Origin of the sequence: Azospirillum sp. TSO22-1 (genome assembly GCF_003116015.1) — a bacterium.
In the GTDB taxonomy this organism is placed as follows: domain Bacteria; phylum Pseudomonadota; class Alphaproteobacteria; order Azospirillales; family Azospirillaceae; genus Azospirillum.
The window spans coordinates 49,247-61,781 of record NZ_LGQZ01000061.1 but is presented as its reverse complement, the minus strand read 5'-3'; the positions used below and the strand labels follow the sequence as shown (position 1 = coordinate 61,781).

12 protein-coding genes are annotated in these 12,535 nt (G+C 71.6%); 7 read left to right on the top strand and 5 right to left on the bottom strand.

Translation table 11 applies throughout. The features are described from left to right. The first annotated feature begins 126 nt into the window (after positions 1 to 126). Positions 127 to 2,541 carry a methyl-accepting chemotaxis protein gene (locus TSO221_RS16495; protein WP_109119603.1) on the top strand — a complete coding sequence of 805 codons (2,415 nt, stop codon included), beginning with the start codon at positions 127 to 129 and terminating at the stop codon, positions 2,539 to 2,541. Between the two features lie 135 nt (positions 2,542 to 2,676). On the opposite strand, the gene TSO221_RS16490 is transcribed toward TSO221_RS16495, so the two are convergent. The 3 genes from TSO221_RS16490 to TSO221_RS16480 all read right to left on the bottom strand — a co-directional run bounded on the left by TSO221_RS16490 (position 2,677) and on the right by TSO221_RS16480 (position 7,217). Beyond that, positions 2,677 to 3,015: a hypothetical protein gene (locus TSO221_RS16490; protein WP_146208833.1), complete on the bottom strand. Its 339-nt coding sequence runs from the start codon at positions 3,013 to 3,015 to the stop codon at positions 2,677 to 2,679. A gap of 74 nt (positions 3,016 to 3,089) precedes the next feature. Further along, positions 3,090 to 3,872, bottom strand: a complete 783-nt coding sequence (locus tag TSO221_RS16485; RefSeq protein WP_109119601.1) for a 3-hydroxybutyrate dehydrogenase — start codon at positions 3,870 to 3,872, stop codon at positions 3,090 to 3,092. A 66-nt stretch (positions 3,873 to 3,938) separates the two neighbouring features. Further along, positions 3,939 to 7,217 carry an AsmA family protein gene (locus TSO221_RS16480; protein WP_109119600.1) on the bottom strand — a complete coding sequence of 1,093 codons (3,279 nt, stop codon included), beginning with the start codon at positions 7,215 to 7,217 and terminating at the stop codon, positions 3,939 to 3,941. Positions 7,218 to 7,384: 167 nt separating this feature from the next. Here TSO221_RS16480 and TSO221_RS16475 point away from each other — a divergent pair, with 167 nt between their 5' ends. Next, positions 7,385 to 7,561 carry a DUF4169 family protein gene (locus TSO221_RS16475; RefSeq protein WP_109119599.1) on the top strand — a complete coding sequence of 59 codons (177 nt, stop codon included), beginning with the start codon at positions 7,385 to 7,387 and terminating at the stop codon, positions 7,559 to 7,561. A gap of 166 nt (positions 7,562 to 7,727) precedes the next feature. Next, positions 7,728 to 8,525: a DUF2189 domain-containing protein gene (locus TSO221_RS16470; RefSeq protein ID WP_109119598.1), complete on the top strand. Its 798-nt coding sequence runs from the start codon at positions 7,728 to 7,730 to the stop codon at positions 8,523 to 8,525. Between the two features lie 105 nt (positions 8,526 to 8,630). Here the strand turns inward: TSO221_RS16470 and TSO221_RS16465 are convergent, their stop codons facing one another. Next, positions 8,631 to 8,822 (bottom strand): DUF1192 domain-containing protein, encoded by a 192-nt coding sequence (locus TSO221_RS16465; protein ID WP_348770267.1) that lies wholly within the window; start codon positions 8,820 to 8,822, stop codon positions 8,631 to 8,633. 73 nt (positions 8,823 to 8,895) lie between these two features. On the opposite strand from TSO221_RS16465, the gene TSO221_RS16460 reads away from it, so the two are divergent. Beyond that, complete coding sequence (locus TSO221_RS16460; protein ID WP_109119597.1) at positions 8,896 to 9,909, top strand: NAD(P)H-quinone oxidoreductase; 1,014 nt, start codon at positions 8,896 to 8,898, stop codon at positions 9,907 to 9,909. Between the two features lie 235 nt (positions 9,910 to 10,144). Next, on the top strand, positions 10,145 to 10,768 hold the full coding sequence (locus TSO221_RS16455) for a cell cycle transcriptional regulator TrcR (protein WP_109119596.1): 624 nt from the start codon (positions 10,145 to 10,147) through the stop codon (positions 10,766 to 10,768). Positions 10,769 to 10,843: 75 nt separating this feature from the next. On the opposite strand, the gene TSO221_RS16450 is transcribed toward TSO221_RS16455, so the two are convergent. Then, positions 10,844 to 11,011, bottom strand: a complete 168-nt coding sequence (locus TSO221_RS16450) for a YdcH family protein (RefSeq protein WP_109119595.1) — start codon at positions 11,009 to 11,011, stop codon at positions 10,844 to 10,846. A gap of 129 nt (positions 11,012 to 11,140) precedes the next feature. Here TSO221_RS16450 and TSO221_RS16445 point away from each other — a divergent pair, with 129 nt between their 5' ends. Beyond that, positions 11,141 to 11,743, top strand: a complete 603-nt coding sequence (locus TSO221_RS16445; protein WP_247878083.1) for a UbiX family flavin prenyltransferase — start codon at positions 11,141 to 11,143, stop codon at positions 11,741 to 11,743. A 75-nt stretch (positions 11,744 to 11,818) separates the two neighbouring features. After that, positions 11,819 to 12,511, top strand: coding sequence for a carbonic anhydrase (locus tag TSO221_RS16440; protein WP_109119594.1), 693 nt, complete (start codon positions 11,819 to 11,821; stop codon positions 12,509 to 12,511). Positions 12,512 to 12,535 lie beyond the last annotated feature (24 nt).

The following is a 12,535-nucleotide window of genomic DNA, read 5'->3' as shown; positions in this document are numbered from 1 at the left end:
CGTTCACCGGCGCGCCGGAAACCTGGATTCCTGCGGCTTTGCGTCGTATGTAAAACCAGACATTAACCGTTTCACACTACAGTAAAGAGCGGCACAAGTCGCACACCCCGGGGGGAGCCCGCAGTTATGACCATTGGTACGCGTATTGCGCTCGGTTTCGCGACCGTGCTGCTGCTGACGGTGGCCGTCGCCTTCGTGGGCTGGAACAGTCTGCGGACCTACGCGGGGCGCGTGGACCTGGCGTCCCACACCGCGGAGCTGGACGCACGGCTGAAGAACGTCCGGCTGGAGGAGGCGCGCTTCGTCACCGAACGCGACTCGAAGGCGGCGGCCGCGGTCCCCGGCATGCTGGACGCCCTGCGCAAGGAAGCCCAGGACACCCGCGCCGCGCTGGACGGCGCCGAGGGCATCAAGCTGGTGGACGACATCCTCGGCGGCATCGACGGCTACCGCAGCGCCTTCGCCAACTTCGTGGCGCAGGACGGCGAGGCCAACAAGCGCACCGAGACCATGGCCGCCCGCGCCAAGGAGCTGCGCGAGGTCGCCGAGAAGATCAGCAAGGAGCAGTCCGAGCGCTACGACCAAAACCTGGTCAGCCTGAACGACGCCACCGCCAACGCCAAGCACAGCCGCGAGACCGCCGCCCGCGCCGACCGCATGATCGAGCAGCTGCTGGAGGCCCGCCGGCTGCAGAGCGAGTTCACCCGCACCCGCGCCCGGACGTCCGCCGACGCCACCGTGACGGTGCTCGATGGCCTGCTGGAGCACGCCGAGACGCTGAAGGGCGAGGTGGCCGGCACCAACGAGGAGGAGCTGGGCGAGAACATCGCCGCCGCCGTGCGCGCCTACCGCGACACCATCGTCGAGCAGACCCGCCAGTCCACCCGTGGCGAGGACGCCGTGACCTTCCAGGCCCGCATGGAGGTGCTGGAGAAGCAGGCCGAGCAGGTGCAGGCGCTGGTCCGCGAGATGCAGGACAACCAGGTCGCCGTCTCCGGCGCGCTGCAGGACGCCGCGAACTTCGCCCAAGCCGAGGTGAACGAGGCGGTGCTGCTGCGTGGCGTCGCCATGCGCATGATGCAGAGCGCCCAGGCCGCCATGCTGGCCGAGCGCGACTACCGCCTGAAGGGCGACGCCGTCGCCCGCGCCAGCGCCACCCACGCGGTGAAGGACACGCTGGATCTGGCCGAGCAGGCCGGCAAGCTGCTGGTGGACGCCGGCGGCAAGGCGATGATCGCCAGCGCCAAGGCCGCGGCCCAGGCCTTCGACAAGGAATTCGCCGCCCTGGTCGCCACCGCCGAGGCGCAGCGCACCGCGTCGGCCGCCATGGCCAAGGCCGCCGGCACGGTCAGCGACCAGACGGCGCGGCTGGTCTCCATGCAGCGCGACGACCGCGAGGAGGGCCGCGCCAACGCCACGCTGGTGATCACGCTGGGCGCCCTGGTGGCGCTGGTGCTGGGCGGCCTGCTCGCCTGGTTCATCGACCGCGCCATCACCGTGCCGCTGCACGCCATGACGCACGCCATGGACAAGCTGGCCGAGGGCGACCTGTCGGTGGACATCCCGGCCTCCGACCGCAAGGACGAGATGCGCCACATGGCCGACGCGCTGCGCGTGTTCAAGGAGAACGCGCTGGAGATGCGGCACATGGAGGAGGAGCGCGAGGGCATGCGCCGGCAGATCGACGCCGACCGCCGCCGCACCATGAACGAGTTCGCCAACGGCTTCGAGCAGGCGGTGTCCGGCGTCGTGCAGACGCTGACCACCTCGGCCGGCGCGCTCGGCCGCGACGCGCAGGAGATGTCGTCGGACGCGGCGCTGACCACCGCGAAGTCCACCGCGGTCGCCAGCGCCTCGCAGCAGGCCACCAGCAACGTGCAGACGGTGGCGGCGGCGGCCGAGGAGCTGTCGGCCTCCATCGCCGAGATCTCGCGCCAGCTCACCGCCTCCTCGCAGGCGGCGATGGACGCGGCGGACAAGGCGAAGCAGACCAACTCGGCCGTGCAGGGCCTGTCCACCGCCGCCCAGCGCATCGGCGACGTGGTCGGCCTGATCCAGGAGATCGCCGAGCAGACCAACCTGCTGGCCCTCAACGCCACCATCGAGGCGGCGCGGGCGGGCGAAGCGGGCAAGGGCTTCGCCGTGGTGGCGACCGAGGTGAAGAACCTCGCCGGGCAGACCGCCAAGGCGACCGAGGAGATCTCCGCCCAGGTGTCGGAGATGCAGTCGGCCACCAGCGGCGCGGTGGACGCCATCCGCACGATCTCCGACGCGGTGGCGACCATCAGCCACACGGTGACCGGCATCGCCGACGCCATGCAGCAGCAGGGCTCGGCGACCCGCGAGATCGCCTCGAACGTCAATCACGCCGCCGAGGGCACGCAGGAGGTGATGCGCAACATCGCCGAGGTGACGACCGCCGCCGGCAAGACCGGCAGCGCCGCCGACGCCGTGCTGACCGCGTCGCGCGAGCTGGCCCGTCAGGCCGACATGCTGCGCACCGAGGTGACGGGGTTCCTCAACAAGGTGCGGGCGGCGTAACGCGGCTCACTTGCCCCCACCCTCCCCGCGCCCTGCGGCGCGGGTCCCCTCCCTCCCCCGCTTCGCAGGGGAGGGCGCTTATTCCCCTCCCCTGCGAAGCGGGGGAGGGGGCAGGGGTGGGGGCAAGCACGCCCCCTACTTCCCCGCCCGCTTCGGCAGCGGCGTGCCGTCCGCCTTCAGGATCTCCGTCGGCTTGAGCGTGCCGTGGCTGGCGGTGCCGGTCACGGTCAGGCGGTCGCCTTCCTTCAGACCGTCGAAGACGAACTCCTTGCTGGTCACGTCCACCGTCTGCTGCCCGTCGCTGAGCGCGACGTACTTGGCACCCACCCGCTTCACCGTGCCGACCACGGTGCCCTCGCCCAGCATCAGCAGGTCCATCACCCGCATCTGCGGCGGCTTCTTCGCCTCCTGCGCCAGGGCAGGGCCGAACACCAGGGATGCCGCCAGCGCGGCGGCCACGAGACTCGTCTTCATACCGTCCACCCGTTCTGCATGGTGGCGGCAGTATGGAGCCTCGAGCCGCCTGCGGGCTTGATGTTCATCAAGCCCTATTGCGCCGTCCACGCCCCGTCCATCGGCAAGGCCGCGCCGGTCATCTGCGCCGCCGCGTCGGAGCACAGGAACACCGCCAGCGCCCCCAGCTGCTCGGGCGTGACGAACTGCCCGGACGGCTGCTTGGCGCCGAGCAGATCGGCGCGCGCCGCCGCGTCGTCCAGGCCCTTGGCGGCGGCCAGCGCGTCCACCTGCTTCTGCACCAGCGGCGTCAGCACCCAGCCCGGGCAGATGGCGTTGCAGGTGACGCCGGTGCCGGCGGTCTCCAGCGCGGTGACCTTGGTCAGGCCGACCACGCCGTGCTTGGCCGCCACGTAGGCCGCCTTCTGGACCGAGGCGACGAGGCCGTGCGCCGAGGCGATGTTGACGATGCGGCCCCAGCCGCGCGCCTTCATGCCGGGCAATGCGCAGCGCGTGCCGTGGAACACCGCGGACAGGTTGATGGCGAGCACCGCGTCCCAGCGCTCGACCGGGAACTCCTCGATGGACGCCACGTACTGGATGCCGGCGTTGTTGATCAGGACGTCCACGCCGCCCAGCGCCGCCTCGGCGTGCCGGATCAGCGACTCCACGCCGTCCGCGGTGGCGAGGTCGGCGCCGTGGTAGGCGACGCGCACGCCGCACTCGGACGCCAGGGAGGTGCGCAGCGCCTCGATGGTGGCGGCGTCGCCGAAGCCGTTGAGCACCAGGTCCGCCCCGGCCTGCCCCAGCGCCCGCGCGATCCCCAGCCCGATGCCGCTGGTGGATCCCGTGACCACCGCCACCTTGCCCTTCAGCATCCCCCGCCCTCCCCAATTGTTGGTTAGGCCAGCAGAATGCCGTCCGGCGGCGGCTTTGTCACCCGCTCAACGCTTCAGGCCGTCCAACAGGCCGCGGATCGTCTCCTGCGAGGTGCCGCCGCCCGGCAGCGGAAGCTCCGGAACCTGGGGCGCCATCTTGTCCACCACCGCCTCAGCGGCGCGGCGGGCGAGGAACTCCTGCACCTCCTGCATCTCGAAGGCGCGGGTCGGCTGGTCGAGCGGGCCGCTCAGGCGCAGGCTGACCGGCGGCAATGGTTGATCGGCGCGCGCGGCGACGCGCACCCGCATGTCCACGGTGCGCGCCGGCAGGTCGACCTGCCCGACCGCCGTGGCCTCGCCGGCCTCGGAGATCAGGCGCAGGTCCTCGGTGCGCGCCACGCCGCGCTGGATGGCGAAGCTGCCGTCCATCCGGGCGAAGCGGGTCTGCCCGCCCTGCAGCGCGCCGAGCACCGCCGGCAGCGCGTCCTGCGGCCGGTCGACGCGGGTCAGCCGGTCGCGCAGCACACCCATGTCGAAGCCGCGCACGATGCCGTCGCGGGCGTGCAGCGCGCCCTTGCCGGACAGCCCCTGCATCAGCGCGGCGCGGCTCGCCCCGGCGGCGTTCAGCTCGACGTCGAGGTCCAGCGTGCCGCCGGCCACGTCCACCGCCCCGCCGCCCAATGCCTCGGCCAGCTTCGCCTTGACCAGGGTGACGTTCAGCTCGCCCTGGGCACCGCCGCCCTCCCCCGCCGCCACGCGGCCGGTGGCGCCGACCTGCCCGCCGAGCACGCCGCCGTCGAGCTGGTCCAGCGTCAGCACGCCGTTCTCCAGGCTGGCGCGCAGCGCCGGCCGCTCCACCCGCCAGCCTTCGGCGACGATGGCCGCCGAGGTCAGGCCGAGTTTCCCGTCGAAGCCGCGCATCCAGCCGAGGTCGAAGCGCTCGGCGTCGGCCGCGGGGGCGCCCGGCGCCGCCGGGACACCGGCCGGCCGGCGCGAGGCCGCGGCGGGGCCGGCGAGCAACTGGTCGACGTCGAGGTCGCCGGTCTGCACCTCCGCCTGCACGCGCGGCTTGGCGCCGGCCAGGTCGACCTGCGCGCCGCCGCGCACCGGCGTGCCGGCGACGAGCCCTTGCAGGTTGTTCAGCGCGAACGCCTTGGCCGAGCCGGCGGCCTCGGCGTAGAGGTCGATGCCGCCGATCTCGCGCGCCGGCTTGACGCCGTCGCCGAACAGCGCGACGAGGCGGGCCGTCTCCGGATAGGTGGCGCGCAGCTTGACGTCGGCGCCGGCGGTGCGCTGCAGGTTGGTCACGGCGCCGCCGACGTCCAGCGTGCCGCCGGCCGCAGCGAGGTTCAGCTCCACCGCCAGCCGTTCCAGGTCGCCGGCCAGACGGCCCTGCGCCTTGACCGGACCGATGCGCTCCGGCGCCGGGGCGCCGGCCGGCCAGGCGACGATCTTCGGCAGGCCGGTCAGGCTGTCGGCCGCGGCGGTGAAGGTCAGGTGCGTGATGCGCAACGGCGACAGCCCGCCGATCTGGCCGGTGAGCTGCGCCGTCACCCCGGCGGCGTCGCCGACGGTGGCCTCGCGCACGGTCAGTGCCCCGGCGTTGGCGGTGGCGTCCAGGTGCAGCCCCTGGATCGGCAGCCCCTGCACGGTGAGGTGCTGGACGGTGAGGTCGAGGTTGGCGTCGACCGTCTTCAGCAGCCGGTCCACGGCCGGCGGCACCGGACCGGTCTTGGGGTCGGCGGCGCCGCCGTTGCCGGGGGTCGCCGCCGGGTGGAAGGCCGGCAGGTAGGGGTCGAGCACCAGCCGGTCCACCTCGGCGCGGATGCCGAAGGCCGGCCGGCCGCGGTCCACGTAGGCGACGCCGCCGGTCAGGCGGCTGGTGTCGAGGCGCAGGTCGATGCCCGTCACCTCCAGCTTGTCGCGCCGGCCCTGCACGCGCGCCGACAGCGAGGCCTTGCGCAGCCGGTCGGGCGGCACCCGACCGGCATCGACCTTCAGCCAGTCGAGCAGGCCGCGCAGGTTGTCGGCGTTGGCCTCGACGCGCAGGTCGACGCTCGGCGGCCCGCCGGCGGCGGTCAGCGCGCCGGCGGTGACGAAATCGGCGCCGCCGGGCAGCAGCGCGCTGACGCGGTCGAGGTTCAGCGTGCCGTTGGCCAGCGCCGCCTCGACCCGCAGCTGGCGGACCAGCCCGCCGTTGTAGCCGATGCCCTCCACCGACAGGTCGAGCCGGCCGGTGAGGTCGGCGGGAAGGGCAAGCTCCACCGGGGCGGGTGTGGCCGGCGCCGGGCCGTTGCCCTTGACGCCATTGCCCTTGACGTTGGTGGCGCGCGCCGGAGCCGCCTGCTGCATCCAGGCATCAAGGTCGAGCCGGTTGACCGCCAGCGCCAGCGTCACGTCGGGCGCCGGCTTCAGGCGCACACCGGCGGTGCCGGTGGCCCGCGTGTTGCCGAGCTGCGCCTCCAGCCCGTTGACGGCGTAGCCGCCCTGCGTCCCCGCCTCGACCACCGCGCGCAGCGCGAAGGGCTGCGCCAGCACGGCCGGCGCCGTCCCGCCGTCGCCGCGCAGCGCGTCCACCACGCGGGCGAGGTCGCTGCCCTCGGCGCGCAGGTTGAGCGACAGCAGCCCGCCGACCGTGCCGGCCAGCCGCAGCGTGGCGTCGCCGTCGGCCAGCCCGACGGTGGTGCGCAGGGGCACCGCCATGTTCTCGACGATCGGGCCGACGATCAGTTCGCCCTTCAGCGGCGCGCCGCGCCACGCGAAGGTGCCCTGCACCTGGAAGGGGCCGACCAAGCTGTTGGCGACGACGCGGGCGTCGACGTTTTCCGCCCGCTCGGTGCGGCCGGCGGCGTCGCGGTAGAGGATGGTCCCCTTGCGGATCTGCACGTCGTCGAAGCGCACCGCGCCGCCCAGCCCCTCGCCCGGCCGGGACGCCGTGTCGGCGGCCGGGGCGCGGCCGGAGGAGAGGTCCCAGTTCAGGCGGCCGTCGGGCAGCACCTCGGTGGCCAGCACCGGCTCCACCAGGGTGACGCTCTCCACCGCCACCTTGCCCTCCAGCAGCGGCCAGAAGGCGATGGTGGCGTCCAGCTCCTTGAGGCGGAGCATGTCGGGCTCGGCCGCGCCGGGGGCGTTCGACAGGCGGGCATCGCGCACCGACAGCGCCGGGCGCGGCAGCAGCGACAGCCGGATGTCGCCGCGGATCTCCACCGTGCGGCCGGTGGCGGCGCCGACGCGGCCGGCGATCTCCGCCTTGTAGCTGTTCCAGTCGATGAAGCTGGGCACCGCCAGCACCGCGGCCACCAGCACCACGGCGAGGATCAGCAGCGTGATGAGCGTCTTCTTCACCGGATCTCCACCGTCCCCAAAGCCGCCTCGGCGGTGCGCGAGGCTTCTCGCCCCTGTCGTCTTCCGCTAAGGTATCCGTCCCGCAGAGAACAAGCAAATTGGGCATTCCCGCGGCAAGGCCGCGACGAGGCCGCCAGCGGCGCCTCGAACGCCGGGAGGACGCACCCATGGGAGAAATCGTCAACCTGAACCGCTACCGCAAGGCGCAGGCGAAGGCCGAACGCGAGCGTCAGGCCGAGGAAAACCGCGTCCGATTCGGCCGTCCCAAGGCCGAGGCCCAGACCCGCCGCCGGGAGGAGGAGCGCCAGCGCCGCGACCTCGACGGCAAGAAGCGCGAGGACTGAACGGCATAGGCCATAGGACTCTTTCGTACTAGGGTAAAAATCCACGCGGATTCAATGGGGTGCGCGGATTGTCCGGAGGTGCGGCAATCTGGCGCACGGTGCGGCGCTTTGCTATCTTGACCTCAAGGAATGGGCCTGTCCCGCCACACGGTCAGGAGATCACACCATGGTCGACCTCGCCTCGCACCGCCTCCACGCCACCTCGCCCCCGTCCGCCACCCCACGCGTGCGCCCCATCGACACGCAACGCCCCTGGGCGTGGCTCGCCGCCGGCTGGCGCGACATGTGCGCCGCCCCGCTGATCAGCGCCTTCTACGGCGCGCTGGCGGTGGGCTCCAGCTTCGTGCTGGTGGCCGGGCTGGCCATGCTGCACATGCACTACCTGGTGCTGCCGATGGCCGCCGGTTTCATGCTGGTCGGGCCGGTGCTGGCGGTCGGGCTGTACGAGAGCAGCCGGCTGCTGGAGCGCGGCGAGCGGGTGACCCCGAGCGCAGTACTCGGCGCCTATCACCGCAACGGCACGCAGATCGCCACCATGGGCGTGGTGCTGATGCTGGCGCTGCTGGCCTGGATCCGGGTGGCGCTGCTGGTCTTCGCGATCTTCTTCTCGGCGGAGCCGCCGGCGCTCGACCAGCTGGTGACCCGCATCTTCTTCTCGTCGCAGACGATCCCGTTCCTGCTGACCGGCACCGCGGTCGGCGCGGTGATCGCCACCGCCGTGTTCGCCATCAGTGCGGTGTCGCTGCCCATGCTGCTGGACCGCGAGACCGACGTGTTCACCGCCATGGCGACCAGCGTCGACGCGGTGCGGCAGAACGGCCGGGCCATGCTGGTGTGGGCGGCGCTGATCGCGCTGTTCACCGCCGCCGGCATTGCCACGGCGTTCGTCGGGCTGGCCATCGCCTTCCCGCTGATCGGGCATGCGACCTGGCACTGCTACCGCGACTTGGTGGCGGAGCGGTAGAACGCTCACCCCCCACCCTAACCCTCCCCCGCTGGGCGGGGGAGGGAATCAAGCTCCTTCCCCCGCCCAGCGGGGGAAGGCTGGGATGGGGGGCAACGCGTTCACTCACCCCTTCTTGAAGAACGCCTCCGCCGCGTTCTTGTGGGCTTCCTTGGCGTCGATGAAGGTGCGGGCGCGGGCGATTTCCACCTCCAGGCCGGCGATGTAGTCCTTCAGCTCGCCCACCGACAGCGTCGATAGGTCCTTCAGCGCCGGCTTCGGCTTGCGCGGCTCCAGCTCGTCGGTGTCCAAGGCCATGGCGTCCTCCCCGTCTTGCCAGCGGTGATGACCAGTTCTACCTTCTGCCGGCACGACGGAGAAGGGGGAGACCATGGGAATCGCACGGCCCGACAGCATGCGTTGCATCGAGATCAGCCAGCCCGGCGGGCCGGAGGTGCTGCGCCCGGCCACGCGCGAGGCGCCGGTCCCCGGCCCCGGCGAGGTGCTGGTGGAGGTGCACGCCGCCGGCGTCAACCGCCCCGACGTGCTGCAGCGCATGGGCCAGTACGACCCGCCGAAGGGAGCCTCCGACCTGCCGGGCCTGGAGATCGCCGGCCGCGTCGTGGCGCTGGGCGAAGGCGTCACGGACTGGGCGACGGGCGACACGGTATGCGCGCTGGTGGCCGGCGGCGGCTACGCGCAGTACTGCGTGGTGCCGGCGCCGCAGGTGCTGCCCGTCCCGAAGGGCCTGAGCATGGTCGAGGCCGCCGCCCTGCCCGAGACCTTCTTCACCGTGTGGACCAACGTGTTCGAGCGCGGCGCCCTGCAAAAGGGCGAGCGCTTCCTGGTGCACGGCGGCTCCAGCGGCATCGGCACCACCGCGATCCAACTGGCCAAGGCGTTCGGCGCCACCGTCTTCACCACCGCCGGCAGCCCGGAGAAGTGCCAGGCCTGCGAACGGCTCGGCGCCGACCGCGCCATCGACTACAAGACGGAGGACTTCGTCGCCATCGTCAAGGAGGCGACCGGCGGGCGCGGCGTCGATGTGGTGCTGGACATGGTCGGCGGCGACTATGTCCAGCGCAGCATCGAGGCGATGGCGCCGGACGGGCGCCACGTCTCCATCGCCTTCCTGCGCGGGCCGAAGACGACGCTGAACCTGATGCCGGTGATGCTGAAGCGGCTGACGCTGACCGGCTCGACGCTGCGCGCCCGGTCGGTGGAGGAGAAGGGCCGCATCGCCGGCGAGCTGCGCGCCAAGGTCTGGCCGCTGATCGCGGCGGGAACCGTCAAGCCGCTGATCCACGCCACCTTCCCGCTGGAGCAGGCCGCCGAGGCACACCGCCTGATGGAGTCGAGCGCGCACGTCGGAAAGATCGTGCTGACGGTGGAGCAACCGCTATAGGCGACTATTTTTTACGCTGTCTGCCCGTGCAAATGGAACCGCGGGCTTGCCAAAGCCTTCCTGTCGGGTTAGCAGGGAAAGCGGCGTCGGATGTCCGGCGCCGACCCCGCGTACGCTTACATAAGCGGGCCGCGCTCCCATATGGGGGGAAAGCGGTCCGCAAGACTGGAAGGCAGGCCGGAGATCGCACCCACCGGCGGGTCGCGGTACGGCCTTGAGTTTGTCAGGAGGGATGATGGCACTGCCCTTGATGCCGAAAGCGACGGCCGTGTGGCTGGTCGAGAACACAGCGCTGAGCTTCGAGCAGATCGCCGCATTCTGCGGCCTGCATCACCTTGAGGTGCAGGCGATCGCCGACGGCGAGGTGGCGGTCGGCATGGTGGGGCTCGACCCGATCGCCAACGGCCAGCTGACCAAGACCGAGATCGAGCGCTGCGAGAAGAACCCCGACCTGCGCCTCAAGCTGCTGGTCCCCGACCTGCCGGCGCCGGTGGCGCGCTCGAAGGGCCCGCGCTACACCCCGATCACCAAGCGTGGCGACAAGCCGGATGCCATCGCCTGGGTCATCAAGCACCATCCCGAGCTGTCGGACGCCCAGATCAGCCGCCTGATCGGCACCACCAAGCCGACCATCGCCGCGGTGCGCGAGCGCTCGCACTGGAACGCCGCCAACATCAAGCCGCGCAGCCCGGTGCTGCTGGGCCTGTGCACCCAGCGCGAGCTGGAGGAGGCCCTGGCCATCGCCGCCAAGTACCGCGGCCCGGTCGAGCCCGGCGAGGAGACCGAGGCCGAGGCGGACACCGAGGCCGACGTGGACGGCGGGGAGGACACCCCCTACTCCGAGCACGCGGAGCACTGAGCCGCGTTTCGCAGTCCCAAAAACAGAACGGCGCGTCCCCGGACGCGCCGTTTTCGTTTCCGAATGAGCGCCCGGTCAGGCGCGCGCCAGCCGGGACATCTCGTCCTTCAGGCGCAGCTTTTCCTTCTTGATCCGGACAAGCGTGTAATCGTCCGGGTGAGGCCGTTGACATTCCAGCTTGAGTGCGGCTTCGAGTGCCTGGTGCTTGACGCGCAGGGTTTCGATCCGGTCCTCAAACGTCATGACTGCCCTCCTTCGGAAAGTTTGGCACATATGACCCGATATGACGCGGGATCGGTCATCTTGTTACCAGCGGTAGAGCGAATCAAGGACGCGTCCGCCATACTGGACGAAGGGGGTAGCGTGCGCTACATGAGCGGGATGAGCCAATCTCCACGTCTGGTCGTCGGAATCAGCGGGGCGTCCGGGGTAATCCTCGGGGTCCGCCTGCTGGAGACCCTGCGCCGGATCGGGGTGGAATCCCACCTCGTCCTCAGCCGCGCCGCCGAAGTCACCCTGGCGCACGAGACCGACCTGAAGCCCGCCGACGTGCGGGCGCTGGCCGACGTTGCCTACTCCCCCGCCGACATCGGCGCGGCCATCGCGTCGGGCAGCTTCCGCACGCTGGGGATGATCGTGGCGCCCTGCTCGGTCCGCTCGATGGGCGAGATCGCCACCGGCGTCACCTCCAGCCTGCTGACCCGCGCCGCCGACGTGACGCTGAAGGAGCGCCGGCCGCTGGTGCTGATGGTGCGCGAGACGCCGCTGCACGTCGGCCACCTGCGCACCATGACCCAACTGGCCGAGATGGGCGCGGTGATCGCCCCGCCGGTGCCGGCCTTCTACGCCAAGCCTAGGGGCCTGGACGACCTGATCGACCACGCGGTCGGCCGGGCGCTCGACCTGTTCGGGCTGGACTCCGGCCGGGTGCGGCGCTGGGGCGAGACGCCGCAACCGGAAATCGTCGAAACCTGAGCGGGATGCTTGGAATGCCCGGCATTTTGCACTAAACCCCAAGGGTGCGCTGCACCGCAGAGGAACCCGCCGCCAATGCCTCTCACCGTGCCACATGGGGCGATCCGCCGGCTGATGGCCGGCATCAAGGGATTCCGCGCCCGCTACTACGAAAAGTACCCCGAGAGCATGCGGATGCTGGTCGAGCAGGGCCAGAAGCCCGAAGTGCTGCTCATCGGCTGCTCGGACTCGCGCGTCGATCCGGCGCTCATCACCCAGGCCGAGCCGGGCGAGCTGTTCGTGGTGCGCAACGTCGCCAACCTGGTGCCGCCCCACCAGCCGGACGGCCACTACCACGGCACCTCGGCCGCCATCGAGTACGCCGTGCGGGTGCTGGAGGTCGGGCACGTGGTGGTGCTCGGCCACGCGCAGTGCGGCGGCATCCGCGGGCTGATCGGCATGCAGTCCGGCGAGCAGCCGCCGGGCGACTTCATCGCGCCGTGGGTCTCCATCGCGCAGTCGGCGTGCGAGCGCTTCCTCGCCCCGGCCAACGGCGAGGACACCCAGGGCGAGCGCGAGGCCTCCGCCGCGTGGCTGCAGGAATCGCCGCACCTGGTCGAGCGCGCGGCGGTGCGCGGCTCGGTCGAGAACCTGATGACCTTCCCCTTCATCCGCGAACGGGTCGAGGCCGGCACGCTGCACCTGCACGGCTGGTGGTTCGACCTGGAGACCGGCGACCTCTGGGTCATCGACCCGCACACCGCCGCCTTCGTGCCGGTGTTCGATTAGAGCGCAGCCCCGCCTTGTGACATG